The organism is Arthrobacter sp. 10T44 (genome assembly GCF_056393885.1).
In genome coordinates this window covers 20,525-35,708 of sequence record NZ_JBFTGT010000005.1, presented here as the reverse complement: position 1 = coordinate 35,708, position 15,184 = coordinate 20,525, and the positions used below count along the sequence as shown (strand labels likewise).

Annotated in this window: 14 protein-coding genes; 8 read left to right on the top strand and 6 right to left on the bottom strand. The window is 69.2% G+C overall.

The genetic code is table 11. From position 1 onward, the window contains the following. Positions 1-7 precede the first annotated feature (7 nt). A complete protein-coding gene (locus AC1DBL_RS10550) occupies positions 8-826 on the bottom strand; it encodes a purine-nucleoside phosphorylase (RefSeq protein WP_476893217.1) in 819 nt (272 codons plus the stop codon). 82 nt (positions 827-908) lie between these two features. Between AC1DBL_RS10550 and AC1DBL_RS10545 the strand changes: the two genes are divergently transcribed. The 4 genes from AC1DBL_RS10545 (at position 909) to AC1DBL_RS10530 (ending at position 4,362) form a co-directional block, all read left to right on the top strand. Further along, the gene (locus AC1DBL_RS10545) at positions 909-2,324 is read left to right on the top strand and encodes an NAD(P)H-quinone dehydrogenase (RefSeq protein ID WP_476926079.1); all 1,416 of its coding nucleotides are present in this window, start codon (positions 909-911) and stop codon (positions 2,322-2,324) included. Between the two features lie 150 nt (positions 2,325-2,474). Continuing rightward, positions 2,475-3,047, top strand: coding sequence for a TetR/AcrR family transcriptional regulator (locus tag AC1DBL_RS10540; RefSeq protein ID WP_441418425.1), 573 nt, complete (start codon positions 2,475-2,477; stop codon positions 3,045-3,047). Continuing rightward, positions 3,044-3,880: an oxidoreductase gene (locus tag AC1DBL_RS10535; RefSeq protein ID WP_476926078.1), complete on the top strand. Its 837-nt coding sequence runs from the start codon at positions 3,044-3,046 to the stop codon at positions 3,878-3,880. Before AC1DBL_RS10540 ends, AC1DBL_RS10535 begins: the two co-directional genes overlap by 4 nt. Beyond that, the gene (locus AC1DBL_RS10530) at positions 3,877-4,362 is read left to right on the top strand and encodes an SRPBCC domain-containing protein (RefSeq protein WP_476926077.1); all 486 of its coding nucleotides are present in this window, start codon (positions 3,877-3,879) and stop codon (positions 4,360-4,362) included. The genes AC1DBL_RS10535 and AC1DBL_RS10530 overlap by 4 nt, the downstream gene beginning before the upstream one ends. Positions 4,363-4,474: 112 nt before the next feature. On the opposite strand, the gene AC1DBL_RS10525 is transcribed toward AC1DBL_RS10530, so the two are convergent. Further along, on the bottom strand, positions 4,475-5,932 hold the full coding sequence (locus tag AC1DBL_RS10525) for a benzaldehyde dehydrogenase (RefSeq protein WP_476893214.1): 1,458 nt from the start codon (positions 5,930-5,932) through the stop codon (positions 4,475-4,477). 169 nt (positions 5,933-6,101) lie between these two features. On the opposite strand from AC1DBL_RS10525, the gene AC1DBL_RS10520 reads away from it, so the two are divergent. Continuing rightward, a complete protein-coding gene (locus AC1DBL_RS10520) occupies positions 6,102-6,641 on the top strand; it encodes a flavodoxin domain-containing protein (RefSeq protein WP_476926076.1) in 540 nt (179 codons plus the stop codon). Here AC1DBL_RS10520 and AC1DBL_RS10515 read toward each other — a convergent pair. Further along, positions 6,638-7,276, bottom strand: coding sequence for a hypothetical protein (locus tag AC1DBL_RS10515; RefSeq protein WP_476926075.1), 639 nt, complete (start codon positions 7,274-7,276; stop codon positions 6,638-6,640). The two genes, AC1DBL_RS10520 and AC1DBL_RS10515, sit on opposite strands and share 4 nt — an antisense overlap. A gap of 242 nt (positions 7,277-7,518) precedes the next feature. Between AC1DBL_RS10515 and AC1DBL_RS10510 the strand changes: the two genes are divergently transcribed. Genes AC1DBL_RS10510 through AC1DBL_RS10500 form a run of 3 tightly spaced genes read left to right on the top strand, consistent with a single transcriptional unit; the run spans position 7,519 to position 9,841 of the window. Then, the gene (locus AC1DBL_RS10510; protein WP_441418419.1) at positions 7,519-8,340 is read left to right on the top strand and encodes an amino acid ABC transporter substrate-binding protein; all 822 of its coding nucleotides are present in this window, start codon (positions 7,519-7,521) and stop codon (positions 8,338-8,340) included. 36 nt (positions 8,341-8,376) lie between these two features. Then, complete coding sequence (locus AC1DBL_RS10505; protein WP_476926074.1) at positions 8,377-9,042, top strand: amino acid ABC transporter permease; 666 nt, start codon at positions 8,377-8,379, stop codon at positions 9,040-9,042. After that, positions 9,029-9,841: an amino acid ABC transporter ATP-binding protein gene (locus AC1DBL_RS10500; RefSeq protein ID WP_476926073.1), complete on the top strand. Its 813-nt coding sequence runs from the start codon at positions 9,029-9,031 to the stop codon at positions 9,839-9,841. Before AC1DBL_RS10505 ends, AC1DBL_RS10500 begins: the two co-directional genes overlap by 14 nt. 9 nt (positions 9,842-9,850) lie before the next feature. On the opposite strand, the gene AC1DBL_RS10495 is transcribed toward AC1DBL_RS10500, so the two are convergent. From AC1DBL_RS10495 to AC1DBL_RS10485, 3 genes are read right to left on the bottom strand one after another with little or no spacing between them, the layout of a single operon-like run. Continuing rightward, positions 9,851-11,407: an FAD-dependent oxidoreductase gene (locus tag AC1DBL_RS10495; protein WP_476926072.1), complete on the bottom strand. Its 1,557-nt coding sequence runs from the start codon at positions 11,405-11,407 to the stop codon at positions 9,851-9,853. Further along, positions 11,404-13,614 carry a molybdopterin oxidoreductase family protein gene (locus AC1DBL_RS10490; protein WP_476917798.1) on the bottom strand — a complete coding sequence of 737 codons (2,211 nt, stop codon included), beginning with the start codon at positions 13,612-13,614 and terminating at the stop codon, positions 11,404-11,406. Before AC1DBL_RS10490 ends, AC1DBL_RS10495 begins: the two co-directional genes overlap by 4 nt. Next, entirely contained in the window at positions 13,615-15,060 is a 1,446-nt protein-coding gene (locus AC1DBL_RS10485; protein ID WP_476926071.1) for an MFS transporter, read from the bottom strand. Between the last annotated feature and the right edge of the window lie 124 nt (positions 15,061-15,184).

Below are 15,184 nucleotides of genomic sequence, written 5' to 3'. Positions count from 1 at the left end.
GGCCGGCTTAGAGCTTGGCGATGATCTCCGCGAGCAGCTTGGAGATGCGCGGACCCGCGGCCTGGCCGGCCTCAAGGACCTCCTCATGGCTCAGCGGCACCGGGCTGATGCCGGCGGCAAGGTTGGTGACCAGCGAGATGCCGAAGACCTCCATGCCCGCATGGCGGCCGGCGATGGCCTCCAGCGCGGTGGACATGCCCACCAGGGACGCGCCGATCCGCTTGGCGTACTGCACCTCGGCCGGGGTCTCGTAGTGCGGGCCGGTGAACTGCGCGTAGACGCCTTCGTCCAGGCTGGGATCTACCTCACGGGCCAGGCCGCGGATCCGCGAGGAGTACAGGTCGGTGAGGTCCACGAAGGTAGCGCCCTCGAGGGGGGACGTGGCGGTGAGGTTGATGTGGTCGCTGATCAGCACGGGGGTGCCCGGCGCCCAGTCCTCGTTCAAGCCGCCGCAGCCGTTGGTGAGGACCAGCGTCTTGCAGCCGGCGGCGGCCGCGGTGCGAACGCCATGCACGACGGCGCGGACGCCCTTGCCCTCGTAGTAGTGCGTGCGGGCGCCCAGGACCAGGGCGCGCTTGCCTTCCCGGGTCAGCACCGAGCGGATGGTGCCCACGTGGCCCACCACGGAGGGGGAGGAAAAGCCGGGGACCTCGTCCGCGGAGAGCGTGGCGGTGGTCTCGCCGATCAGTTCGGCAGCGTCGCCCCAGCCCGAGCCAAGCACCAGCGCGACATCGTGGCTGTCGACGCCGGTCTCTTCGGCAATGTAGTCGGCGGCGGCGCGGGCGGCGTCGAAGGGGTCCGTGTTCAGGAATTCTGTATTACTCACTGGTACAAGCTACCGTGCCCGTGCCGCACCGCACAGCATCTTTATTGGTGGCGCCGGTCCGGATGATGGACAATGGATGATTGTGACTACGCATCCCGATTTCAGTGCCCCCCGGATCGCAATTCTTGGCGGAGGGCCCGGTGGCTACGAAGCCGCCATGGTCGCCGCATCGCTGGGAGCGCAGGTCACCATTATTGAGCGCGCCGGACTCGGCGGATCGGCGGTGCTGACCGACGTCGTGCCGTCCAAGACCTTGATCGCGACGGCGGACCTGATGACCCGCGTGGGGGAGGCCGGCGAGCTGGGTGTGAAGTTCGACCTCGACGGCGGCGACTGCAGCCCGACGATGCGTGCGGACCTCAAGCACATCAACGACCGCCTGCTGGGCCTCGCCCGGCAGCAGTCCGCCGACATCCAGAAGGGCCTGGAGGGCCAGGGCGTCCGCATCCTGCTCGGCTCCGGCAAGATGCTGGACAACCACACGATCGAGGTCCTCACTTCCGAGGGCACCGAGACCATTGAGGCCGACGCCATCCTGCTCGCCGTCGGCGCCCACCCGCGCGAACTGCCCACGGCCCGGCCGGACGGCGAGCGCATCCTGAACTGGGCACAGATATACAACATGGATGAGCTGCCCGAGGAACTGATCGTGGTGGGCTCGGGTGTCACCGGCGCCGAATTCGCCTCCGCGTACAACGGCCTTGGCTCCCAGGTCACCCTGATTTCTTCCCGCGACAGGGTGCTGCCCGGCTCGGACACGGACGCGGCCGAGGTGCTGGAAGGCGTCTTCGAACGCCGCGGCGTGAAGGTGTTGTCCCGGGCCCGCGCCGAGACCGTGGAGCGCACGGAGGGCGGCGTCGTGGTCACCCTCGGCGACGGTTCCAAGGTCACCGGCAGCCACTGCCTGGTGGCCGTCGGCTCCATTCCGAACACCGCCGGGATCGGCCTGGAGGAGGCCGGCGTCGCGCTGACCGAGAGCGGCCACATCAAGGTCGACGGCGTTTCGCGCACCACCGCGCCGAACATCTACGCCGCGGGCGACTGCACCGGCGTGCTGGCCCTCGCTTCGGTCGCGGCCATGCAGGGACGCATCGCGATCGCGCACTTCCTCGGCGACAGCGTCACCCCGCTCAAGCTGCACCAAGTGGCCTCGAACATCTTCACCTCCCCGGAGATCGCCAACGTCGGCGTCTCCGAGGCGGAGATCGACTCCGGCAAATACCAGGGCGACGTCGTCAAGCTCTCGCTGCGCAGCAACGCGCGCGCCAAGATGCGCAACCACAAGGACGGCTTCATCAAGATTTTCGCCCGCAAGGGCTCCGGCACTGTGATCGGCGGCGTCGTGGTGGGGCCGAACGCCTCCGAGCTGATCTTCGCGATCTCCCTCGCGGTGACGCAGAAACTGCACGTCGACGACGTCGCCAGCACCTTCACGGTGTACCCGTCGCTCAGCGGCTCCATCTCCGAAGCGGCACGGCGGTTGCACGTCCACATGTAGCTGGCCGAGAGTTCCTTTCGGCCGCGAAAAGTCAGCACCGGCGCCCCCAGGGCGCCGGTGCTTGGCTTTAAGCCCGGTGCGTCGCTTTGAGCAGGGGAGCCATCTTCCGTGCCGGTTTACAATCTGACATTTCATGCATATATTGTCAGAATGAATAGCCGTCCAGACGCCATCATCGACGCGGCCTACGTGTGCTTCACCCGCCACGGTGCCCGCCGGACCACAATGCACGACCTGGCGGAGGAAGCCGGCATGTCCCGGGCGGCCCTGTACCAGTACTTCCGCAACAAGGAAGACGTGTTCCGGGCGCTGGTCGAGCGCCTGCTGGCCGGTGCCCTCGCCGCCTCCGAACATGCGGCGGAAATGGAAGGGCTCCCCGAGGCGCGGCTGGCAGGGATCCTGTCGGCCAAGCTCGGTCTGGTGATGCAGATCTGGCGGGACAGCCCGGCACATGCGGCAGAACTCCTTGGCGTCGACACACGCCTGAGTTCGGACGTGCTTGGACGCTACGACGAGGCAATGCTCGGTCTGCTGACGCGGACAGTTCACGATTCTTACCCGGCGGCGGACGCCCCGGAAGCGGCCGAGATCCTGCTGGCCTTCACCCGCGGCCTGGAGGCGGGCGTTTCCAATCCAGCCGCCCTGCCCGAGCGCCTGCGTCGGGGCGTCGAAGTCTTCGTCACCGGTCTCAACAGCCTCACTCCTACGAAGGAACAACCATGACCACAGCAGTACTGATCACCGGAGCCTCCTCCGGCATTGGCCGCGCGACAGCCGAACGGCTGCTCGCCCAACCCGGGTTCACCGTCTACGCCACCGCGCGACAGCCTGAGGCGATTGCCGATCTTGGGCGTGCCGGAGCCAAAGTCCTGGCGCTCGACGTCACCGACGAAGCATCGATGGTCGCGGCCGTTGGCGCCGTCGAGGAACAGCACGGCAGCGTCGGAGTCCTCATCAACAATGCCGGTTACGGCGAGTACGGGACGATCGAGGAAGCCGAGCTGGATGCGGTCAGGCGTCAGTTCGAGACCAACGTTTTCGGCTTTTCCCGGATGATCCAGCTGGTGCTGCCGGGGATGCGGGCCGCCGGGGCCGGGCGGATCGTCAACATCGGTTCGATGGGAGGCCGGGTCACGTTCCCCGTCGGCGGCTACTATCACGCCACTAAGTACGCCGTGGAGGCCATCACTGACGCGCTCCGCTTCGAGACCGCGCCCTTCGGCATCCACACCTCCCTGATCGCCCCGGGCCTGATCCGCACCGGCTTTGGTGCCACCGCCTCCCGGACCCTGGCCGCCTCCGGCAAAGCGGCAGGACCGTACGCGGCCCTGCGGGCTGCCGCGGACGAGCAAATGGCCACCTCCTACGCCTCGCCGGTCCTCGCTGCCGAACCCGACGCCGTCGCCAGCGCGGTTGAGCACGCAGTGACGTCCCCCCGGCCCCGGCCCCGCTATACCGTCACCCCGGCCGCCAAAGCCATCGTCCAGTCCCGGCGGTTCCTGGGCTCGGGACTTTTCGATGCCTACCTCCGCCTGCAGTTCAAGAGCAAGAAATGAAGCCCACCGACAGTTGGCCCGCACCCTTCGACCCCTCGACGGCGCGGGTTTACGCCTACAACGAGATCCGCACCCACCTGCCTGCCGAACTGCTTTGGCAGGTGCTCATCGAAGCGGCCGCGTGGCCCCGGTGGTACCGCAATGCCCGCGACGTAAGCATTGATGGCGGAGGGCAACAGCTGACCAGCGCATCGACCTTCACCTGGACCACCTTCGGCCTCCGCGTGGCCAGCACAGTCCGGGAGTTCGCCCCGCCCAGCCGGCTGGCCTGGGAGGGTGCCGGGCGCGGGTCCTCCGGATACCACCGCTGGGATCTGCAACCCACCCCCGACGGCGGCACACTCATTGTGACCGAAGAGGTCCAAAGCGGAATCATCGCGCGGCTTCTGGGACCGGTAGTAAAGCGGAGCATCGAACGGCAGCACCAACACTGGCTCGAGGCCCTGGTCGAGACGGCGGAAGCCGCAACGCTCAGGCCGTAGGCCACGTCGACACCAGGGACGGTGCACCTTACCGACTCGCACTGGCGGAAAAGGGAGGGACCGGCGGAAGTTTCCGCCGCTCCCTCCCTTTTTGTTCCGCTCAGGCGGCCGCTTAGAACGGGTACGGCGCGATGTCCGGGCGCATCGTGAGCCACTGGATCTCCGTGAAGGACTCCATATTGGCGTGGTGGCCGCCGATCCGGGAACCGTTGCCGGAGTTCTTCGTTCCGCCGAACGGGGAGTTCGCCTCGTCGGAGACCGTCTGCTCATTGATATGGACCTTGCCGGAGTCGAGCCGGTCCGCGATGGTCATGGCCATGCCGACGTCGCCCAGGATGCCGATCGACAGGCCGTATTCGTTGTCGTTGGCCAGCGCCACGGCCTCGTCAAGGGTGGAGAACTTCATCACCGGCGCCACCGGACCGAAGATCTCGTCCTTCCACGCCGGGCTGTCCTCCTTCAGGTCCACCAGCACGGTGGGCTGGTAGAACCGGCCGTCGTGGGTGCCGCCGGCAGCCAGCCGGGCGCCGGCCTGCACCGCGTCCTGGACAATTCCGTCCACCCGGTGCAGCTGGCGTTCGTCGATCACCGGGCCCAGTGCCACGGTGCCGCTCTTCGGATCCCCCACCGGCAGGTGGCCGGCCTTCTCGGCGAGGGCGGCGACGTAGTCCTCGTAAATGTCCTCGTGCACTATGTGCCGGCCGGCCGCCATGCAGATCTGGCCCTGGTGCATGAACGATCCGAACGCCGCCGCGGAAGCCGCCTTCGCCAGGTCGGCGCCGGGCAGCACGATCAGCGCGTTGTTGCCGCCCAGTTCGAGGTGGGCACGCTTGAGCAGCCGGCCGGCGGTTTCGCCGATCTTGCGGCCGGCCGCCGTCGAGCCGGTAAAGGCGATCACCCGGACTTCGGGGGCTTCGACGACGGCGGCGCCGATGTCCGCGCCGCCGGGCAGCAGCGAGAGCAGTCCCTGCGGGAGTCCGGCCTCCTCGAAGATCCGCATCAGCGTCACCCCGCCGCAGACCGCGGTGCGGGGGTCCGGCTTGAGCAGCACCGCGTTGCCGAGGGCGAGGGCTGGGGCGACGGCGCGGATCGAGAGGATCAGCGGGAAGTTGAACGGTGCGATCACCGAGACCACGCCCACCGGCCGGCGTCGGGCGAAGGACCAACGGTTTTCGTTGGAGGTGAGCACGTCGCCGGCCGGGAGTGAGGGCAGTGCAGAGGCGTCATAGCATTCGTTGGCGGCGATGTGCGTTTCCAGTCCGGCCTTGGGCGGGATGCCGCCGGATTCGCGCACGATCCAGTCCTGGATTTCCGCGCCGTGCTCCTCCCAGAGCTGCCCGGCACGGCGCAGTACGGCCGCGCGGTCCTCGGGATTGCGGGCGGCCCATTCCTTCTGTGCCTTGGCAGCGGCCGTGGCGGCCTCCCGGACATCCGCAACGGAGGCGACACCGTAGCTGCCCAGGGTGTCGCCGGTGGCTGGTTCGACGGCGTCGGCGGTCCCACCGCCGCCGGTGCGCCAGCCGTTGAGGTAGATCTTGCCCTCCCAGAGGGCTGAGTCGAGCAGGGACATGTCTGTCCTTTCATCGTGGGGCTGCCTGAGGCAGTCTGGTGCGGCCGTACGCCGGGCCGAAAGCGTACGGGCCGATCCCGTCCATCACATGCTGTGCCGGCGCCGCCGTCAAGACCCTCGGTGACATTCGGCCCTAGCCCGGCGCTAAACGGTGCTCGCACAGTGGACCATGGCCAACATTTACCTTCCGTTCGGGACCGTCGAGGGCCAGACGGCCCGGATCGCCGAGTACATCGCCTACGTCATCCGTGAGCACGGCCACGAGGCACGGACCGCCGACCTGCAGACCGCCGGCGACGCCCTCCCGGATGAGTACGACGCCGTCATCGTCGGCGCCTCGGTCCACATGGGCAAGCACGAGGGGGTCGTCACCGACTTCGTCCGCGCGAACAAGGCCGCGCTGGAACGTTTGCCTTCGGCGTTGTTCTCGGTCAGCCTCGCCGTGGTCGGGGACGAGGAACGGGCGGAAAGCTATGTGGAGAAGTTCGAGGAGGAAACGGGGTGGCGGCCGGCGCACGTCGGCTTGTTCGGCGGGGCCCTGCTGTACAGCGAGTACGGCTTCCTCAAGCGGCACATGATGAAGAGGATCGTCAGCGGACAGGGTTCCCCGGACACGGACATGTCCCGCGACTACGTCTATACCGAGTGGGACGGCGTCCGGCGCTTTGCGGAGGACTTCCTGGCCGGCTTGCCCACCGCCAGCGCCTAGACGACCGCGGCCCGAACGCTTCCCGACGCCGAACTGCCCCTGGCCATCCGGGCCGCCAGCAGGTAGACGGCACCGGTGATCAGCGGGACCGCGCTTGCCGCCGCGAGCGAGGCGATCGGGCCCGACCGGCCGAGCACCGTGATCAGCAGCGGCAGCGCACCCAGGGCCAGCAGCAGCCAACCCGCCAGGGCGGTCCGCTTCAACCCGAGGATGGCGGCCGGGAACGCCAGGGCGACGACGCCGACAGCCAGCACCGGTCCGTTCACTTCCTGGAAGCTGCGCGCCATGGTCGAGTCGACGGCAAACCACCCGCAAAGCGCCACGAAGGCCGCCGTCAGTGCCACCAGCAGGGGAGCTGCCCCCGCCGGCCAGAACCAGGCGAGGGCCGCTAGGACCAGCATCGGAATCGCCCAGGCCAGGAGCACCGTCAGACCGGACGACCCGCCCGGTTCCTCCAGGGCGTAGCCGCCGATGAATGCCGCGCCGAACACGGTGAAGACCGTCATCAGCACCGCGCCCGTCCGGGTCAGCGCGGTCGCGCGCCGCTGCGGATCCTTCTGCCGGTTGAGCACAACTCCGAGCACCACGGCGACCACGACGACGGCGGCCACGGCCACGATGATGGGGACCGACATGGGTGCCTCCCAGGGGCGGTGGGATCCTGTGCTTATTGAAGCCCAGCGGGGAAGCGCGGCCAAGGGGAGAAAGGCCTGATGGGGCGAACGAGTGCAATCGTCAAACCTGTCTCAGGCCGGGCCGTCATACGCCGTCATTTGGGGTCTTCCATCGAGGAGCGGTCTTGCTATCGTCGCAAGTAAGAATGCCGCCACGCGGCCAAGCTGGCGAGCCCTTGCCGGCTCCTCGACGAAGGACCACCATGAAGCGCACACGACTTTCCGTTATCGGCCTCATCGCAGCCGCAGGACTCGCCCTGGCCGGATGCGGTTCGGCGTCCACAACGCCTGCCAGCTCCGCACCGGCAGGCGGCCCGGACACCTCGTTGAGCGACGTCAAAAGCGCCGGGGTGCTCAGGGTCGGAACCGAAGGCACCTACAAGCCCTTCTCCTTCCACGCCAACGGCAGCGGCGAACTGACCGGCTACGACGTCGAGATCATTACCGCCGTCGCCGGCAAGCTCGGCGTCAAGCCGGCCTTCCAGGAGACGCAGTTCGACGCCATCTTTGCCGGACTCGAAGCCAAGCGGTTCGACGTCGTCGCCAACCAGGTCTCGATCACGGACGAACGCAAGGCGAAATACGACTTCTCCACCCCGTACACCGTCAGCACCGGCGTCATTGTCACCAAGTCCGACAACGGGGACATCACCTCCTTCGACAGCCTGAAGGGCAAGACCACGGCGCAGTCGCTGACGAGCAACTGGTACAAGCTGGCACAGCAGAGCGGAGCCAACGTGCAGGCGGTCGAGGGCTGGGCACAGGCCATCACGCTGCTCAAGCAGGGCCGCGTCGATGCCACCATCAACGACAAGCTCACGTACCTTGACCAGCAGAAGACGGCCCGCGATGACAGCATCAAGATTGCCGCCGAGACCACGGACAAGTCACTCAGCGCCTTCGCGTTCCGCAAGGGCTCGACCAGCCTGACCGCCGCCGTCGACAAGGCCCTCACCGAACTGCAGGCCGACGGTACCCTCAAGAAGATTTCGCAGAAGTACTTCAACGCCGACGTCACCAAGTAGCCGGATGGAAACCGTCGAAGAACGCGGCTCCCGATCATGACGATCAACTGGGATCTCGTCTGGGGGTCGCTGGGACCGATCCTGATGGGGGCGATCACCGGAACCATTCCCGTGGCGTTGGCCTCGTTTGCCCTGGGGCTGCTGCTTGCCCTGGTGGTCGCCCTGATGCGGCTCAGCCGCAATCCCGTCCTCTCGGCGATCGCACGGATCTATATCTCCGTAATCCGAGGCACGCCGCTGTTGGTTCAGCTGTTTGTCATCTTCTACGGGCTGCCGTCCATCGGCATCACCATCAGTCCATGGCCCAGCGCGATCATCGCCTTCTCCCTGAACGTGGGCGGCTACGCCGCCGAAGTCATTCGGGCGGCCATCCTGTCCGTTCCCAAGGGCCAGTGGGAGGCCGGCCACACCATCGGCATGTCGCGGCGCCAGTCACTGGTGCGGATCATCCTGCCGCAGGCCGCGAGGGTCTCGGTCCCGCCGTTGTCCAACACCTTCATCAGCCTGGTCAAGGACACCTCGCTGGCCTCGCTGATCCTCGTGACCGAGCTGTTCCGCCAGGCGCAACAGGTGGCGGCCTTCAGCCAGGAATTCATGCTGCTGTACCTGGAAGCAGCCGTCATCTACTGGATCATCTGCCTGGTCCTCGCCGGCGGCCAGTCAGCCCTCGAGAAGAGATTGGACCGCTATGTCGCCCACTGAATCCGATCTCCCGGACGCCGGCCTCCCGGACGCAGCACCGGACGCCACCCCGCTCCTGTCCGTCCGCGGACTCCGCAAGGCGTTTGGGCAGCACGAAGTGCTCAAATCCATTGACGTGAACGTCCGCCGGGGTGAAGTGGTCACCCTGATCGGGCCCTCCGGGTCCGGCAAAACGACGGTCCTACGGTGCCTCAACGGCCTCGAAGTTCCCGACGCCGGCGTCGTGGAGTTCGACGGCGACCTCACGGTCGACTTTTCGGCGCAGGTGTCCAAGAAGCAGCTGGCGGCCATGCGGGACCGCAGCGCGATGGTGTTCCAGCACTACAACCTGTTCCCGCACAAGACCACCCTGGAAAACGTCATCGAGGGCCCGGTCCAGGTGCAGAAGCGGCCCAAGGCCGAGGCCGTCAAGGAGGCCCGGGAACTGCTCGCCCGGGTCGGGCTTGCCGACAAGGAAAACAGCTATCCCTTCGAGCTCTCCGGCGGCCAGCAGCAGCGGGTCGGCATCGTGCGCGCCCTGGCCCTGCGGCCGCAGCTGCTGCTTTTTGACGAGCCGACGTCGGCGCTTGACCCCGAGCTGGTGGGTGACGTCCTGACCGTCATCAAGGAGTTGGCGGACGAGGGCTGGACCATGGTCGTGGTCACCCACGAGCTCGCCTTCGCCCGCGAGGTTGCCGACGAAGTCATCTTCATGGACGGCGGGGTGGTCGTGGAACGTGGGCACCCGGACACGGTGCTGCGCGCCCCGCGCGAGGAGCGCACCCGGCAGTTCGTGGACCGGCTGCTGAACCCGTTCTAAGGCAGGTCCCTAGGCCACCGCGCCTTGGAAGTGCTTCTCGATGAGCCCCTTGATGTCCTCGTGGCAGCCGCCGCAGCCGGTGCCGGCGCGGGTGGAGGCTGAGACCTCGGCCACCGTCCCGCAACCGGAGGAAACCGCGGCGGCAATGGAAGTCCCGCTCACCCCGGCGCACCGGCACACCGTGCGGTCCGGATCAGTAGCAGTAGGAGCAGCTTGGTCCGGGCCGTCCAGGCGCAGCAGCAGCGACCGGTCCGCGGGGAGCTCCGCGCCGCGCTCGAAGAGCTGCACCAGCTCCGCCCCCGTGCGCGGCATCCCCACCGCCACGAGGCCCTCAAGCACACCGGCGCGCGTGCTGATCTTGACGTAGCGCCCGTGCTCCGGGTCGGCCCACTGGGCCACCTGCAGCCGGGCCCGGCCGCCAACGGCGCCCGCGGTCAGGGCTTCCTCGTCCCACGGATCCGCGGAAACATCCCCGGCCACGGCCATGGTCAGCCCGCGGGCCTTGAGCACCAGCACGCCCGGCTGTTCCGCCGGCAGCGGCGGCAGGGTTTCCGCCCCGGCCGGGGAGCCGGAGGCCAGCAGTGTCAGGTATTCGGCGAGCCATTCGGCCTGCCGCCAGCCCGGTCCCACCAGCCCGGACGGGCCCCGGGCGCTCCGGCAGTCCAGGCAGTCCGGGTCGGGGCAGCGGACCTCGGCGCAGTCGCCGATCGCGAAGATGTGGGGTTCGTGGTGCGCCCGCAGCCGGTGGTCCACCAGGATGCCGGCCGCCGTCGACAGTCCGCAGCCCTCGGCGAGTTCGGTCCGCGGCCGGACGCCGCAGGAGAGGACCAGCAGCTCGCCGTCGATCGCGGCACCGTCCTCCAGCAGCAGCGCGGAGAAGCCGCCGTCGGGCGCGTTGTGTTCAACGGCGACCGAGCGCGCGTTGCCGGCCACCTTCACGCCGCAGTTCCGCAGCGAAGCTGCCAGCACGGCGCCGCCGCCGCGGTCCATGTTGCGCCCCAGCGGGTGCGGGCCGTTGTGCACGACGGTCACGGCGGCGCCCTCCTCGGCTGCGGCCAGCGCCGTCTCGAGTCCCAGAACGCCGCCGCCGAGGACCACCACGCGCTTTCCGCCGGCTACCGCCGCCTGCAGCGCCGAGGCATCCGCCAGGTCCCGCAGCGCCGTCACGCCGGCGGGCAGCACCGGGGCGGCCGGATCCGGGTTCAGCCCGGTGAGGTTGGGGATTACCGGACGGGAACCGGTGGCGAAGACAAGCCGGTCGTAGCCGGGGGAGCTGCCGTCGCTGAGGAGGACCTGCTGCCGGGCGCGGTCGACCCGGCGGACCCGGGTGCCCAGCCGGACATCCACGCCGTCGGAGACCAGCGCCGCAGCATCGGCCAGCGCCATGGCGCCTGCCGTGGTCCGGCCGACGCCGAGGTCGGCCACCAGCACCCGGTTGTAGGCCGCCTCCGCCTCCTCGCCGACCACCGTCAGTTCCACCAGGCCTCCCCGCACCGCGGGCAGCAACTCGTCGATCAGCCGCGCCGCCACCGGGCCGAAGCCCACCACCACAATCCGTTCCGTCATGATGCACCTTCCATCTGGAGGACTTCGGCCTGCACTCCTTCGACCCGGGAGCCTGCCGCAGCAGGCCGCAGCCACACCTTGCTGGTCTTGAATTCCGGCATCCCGGAGACCGGGTCCGTGGCGGCCTCGGTGAGCCGGTTCGCGCTCTCCCATCCTGGGAAGTGGAACGGCAGGAACACCGTCTCCGGCCGGATCCCCGCGCTCAGCTCCGCCCGGCAGAGGACCTCGCCGCGCCCGTTGGCGACAGCTACGACGTCGCCCTCGGCGATGCCCTGCGCCGCGGCGGCGGCCGGGTGGATCTGCAGCCGCGCCTCGGGCTGTGCGGCGGCGAGGGCGGCCACCCGGCGGGTCTGGACGCCGGACTGGTAGTGCTCCAGCAGACGCCCGGTGATCAGGGTCATCGGGGTGCCCGCCGGGTCAGCGCCGCCCGCCGCGACCGGAAGCGTTCGACGGCGCGGCGCCACTGGAGTGAACACCGCCCGGCCGTCCGGATGGGCGAAGGAGTCCAGGAACAGCCGCGGCGTCCCGGAGCTCCCGGCCGGGTAGGGCCAGTAGGCTTCCTCGCCGCGGTCCAGCAAGGCGTAGTCGATCCCGGAGTAGTCGGCCAGGCCGCCCGCGGAGGCGAGCCGGAGCTCCTCGAACACGGTCTCCGGATCCTCGCTGAAGGTCGAGGGCGCGTCCAACAGCGCGGCCAGCCGGGTCATGATCCAGAGTTCGCTGCGCACCCCGGGCGGGGGAGTGATGGCCCGCCGGCGGCGCAGCACCCGGCCCTCGAGGTTGGTCAGGGTGCCTTCCTCCTCCGCCCACTGGGTCACCGGCAGGACCAGGTCCGCCTCGGCCGCGGTCTCGGACATAAAGAAGTCGCAGACCACCAGGAAGTCCAGGCTGCGCAGCCCGGCGATCACGGCGTTCGCATCCGGGGCGGAGACCGCCACGTTGGCGCCGTGAACGAAGAGGCAGCGGACGCCGTCGGGCCGCCCCAGCGACTGGAGCAGTTCGACGGCGGGGACGCCGGGACCGGGGATCGAGGATTCCGGGACACCCCATACGCCGGCGACGTGGGCGCGGGCGGCGGGGTCGGTGATCTTGCGGTAGCCGGGAAGCTGGTCCGCCTTCTGGCCGTGCTCGCGGCCGCCCTGGCCGTTGCCCTGGCCGGTGAGGGTGCCGTAGCCGCTGCGCGCCGAGCCCGGCAGGCCCAGCAGCAGGGCGAGGTTGATGGCGGCGGTGGCCGTGTCCGTGCCGTCCACGTGCTGCTCCACGCCGCGGCCGGTGAGGATGTAACTGCCGCCCTGCCGCGCACCTTCGGCCAGCCGCCGGGCGGTGTCGCGGACCAGTCCGGCCGGGACCCCGGTGAGGGACTGCACGCGCTCCGGCCAGTAGGGGCCGACGCTGCGGAGCAGGGCCGGGTAGCCGGTGGTCCGCTCCGCGATGTAGGCGCCGTCCGTCAGGTCCTCGTGGATGACCACGTGGGCCAGGCCCAGCAGCAGGGCCAGGTCGGTGCCCGGCAGGGGCTGCAGGTGCAGGCCGCCGCCGTCGGCAGTGAATGCCGCGGTGGCGGAGCGCCGGGGGTCGACGACGATCAGCCCGCCGGCGTCGCGGGCCCCTTGCAGGTGCTGGACGAACGGCGGCATGGTCTCGGCGACATTGGAGCCCAGCAGCAGGACGGTGCTGGCGGAACCCAGGTCCGCCAGCGGGAACGGCAGGCCCCGGTCCAGGCCGAAGGCCCGCATCCCGGCCGCGGCGGCCGAGGACATGCAGAACCTGCCGTTATAGTCGATCCGCGAGGTGCCCAGGGCCAGCCGGGCGAATTTGCCCAGCTGGTAGGCCTTCTCGTTGGTCAGGCCGCCACCGCCGAACACCCCGACGGCGTCCGGCCCGTACGCGGCGCGGGTGTTCTTGACCGCGGCGGCGGTGAGCTCCAGGGCCGTGTCCCAGCTGGCCGGTCGGTGCACGCCGTCGGGGCCCCGGAGCAGCGGCTCGGTGACGCGCCCCGGGTGCTCAAGCAGCGACGCCGAGGTCCAGCCCTTGCGGCACAGGCCGCCGCGGTTGGTGGGGAAGTCCCGGCCGGCCACCTCCAGCGGAGTCTCGGGCCGTGCCGGAGCTGCAGCCGCCGGAACTGCCGACGCCGGTTGCACCTCCGGAACGGTCAGTGTCATGGCGCACTGGAGCGCACAGTACGGGCAGTGCGTGGCGGCACCGTCGCTCATTTAGACGTGTCCTTTTCCGTGGCGGGTGGCGGGGCGCAGGTAGCAGGTCCAGCAGACGGCCAGCATCACCAGGTAGGCCGCGACGAAGCCGTAAAAGGCCGGGGTGTAGGAGCCGCTGGCGGTGTTGGAGGCGTTCAGGACCTGCGGGATGACGAAGCCGCCGTAGGCGCCGATCGCGGAGATCAGGCCCAGCGCGGAGGACGCCAGCCGCTGGGTGGCCACGGTGCTGGCCCCGGACAGGGCTGCCCGGCTGTGCAGGGCGAAGATCACCGGGATCATCCGGTAGGTGGCCCCGTTGCCGAAGCCGCTGGCGGTGAACAGCGCCAGGAACAGGGCCAGGAAGAGCCAGAAGTTGCCCAGCGGCAGGGTCCAGACCATGGTCAGGGTGATGACGGCCATCGCGGCGAACGCGGTCACGGTCATCCGCGCGCCGCCCAGCCTGTCCGCCATCCTGCCGCCGTAGGGCCGGGCCAGCGAGCCGACCAGCGGCCCGAGGAACGCCAGGGACAAGGCCACGGTCCCGACGGCGATCGAGGAGAAGGCCGGGAAGTAGTCCTTGATGAGTTTGGGGAACACGCCGGCGAAGCCGATGAAGGAGCCGAAGGTGCCAATGTAGAGCAGCGCCATGATCCACAGGTGCGGTTCCTTGACCGCGGCGAGCGAGCCGGCGACGTCGCCCTTGGCGCTGGTCAGGTTGTCCATGTACTTCCAGGCGCCGAAGGCGGCGAGCAGGATCAACGGGATCCACATCAGCCCGGCCACCGGCAGGTTCACGGTCCCGGCGGCCAGCACGGTAATGGCGACCGGCACGGCGAGCTGGGCGACGGCGGCGCCCAGGTTCCCGCCGGCGGCGTTCAGCCCCAGCGCCCAGCCCTTTTCGCGGGCCGGGTAGAAGAAGGTGATGTTGGCCATCGAGCTGGCGAAGTTGCCGCCGCCGAATCCGGCCAGGGCGGCCACGAGCAGCATGACGCCGAACGGGGTGCCGGGGTTTCCGACGCACAGGGCCAGCCCGGTCGAGGGGATCAGCAGCAGCATGGCCGAGACGATGGTCCAGTTCCGGCCGCCGAAGCGGGGAACCATGAAGGTGTAGGGGATCCGGAGCGTCGCACCCACCAGGCTGGGCATCGAGATCAGCCAGAAGATTTCGTTGGTGGAGAAGCGGAAGCCGGCCGCGGGGAGCTGGACCACCACTATCGACCAGAGCTGCCAGACCACAAAGCCCAGGAACTCGGCGAAGATGGACCAGTTCAGGTTCCGCCGGGCGATGCCGCGGCCCAGGGACTCCCACTGGGTCTTGTTCTCGGCGTCCCAGTTGGCGATCCAGCGGCCCGGGCGGTACTCGAGCGCGGGGCCGCCGACGGCGGTGCGCTCGGCAGCGTGGGCGGCATCGGCGTCGTGGTTCGGGGAAACGCCGGTTGCGGCGTCGGCAATGCGTTCAGCAGTCACGGGGACCTCCTTCGGGGTTGTCCCTCAAAACTAGGGACGCCGCATTTCCGGGACGCTCGCGCTTTGTTAACGTGCTGTGACGTTTGCCTATCGGCTCCTTTGTGACGGCGTGAGGCGGCGTGGG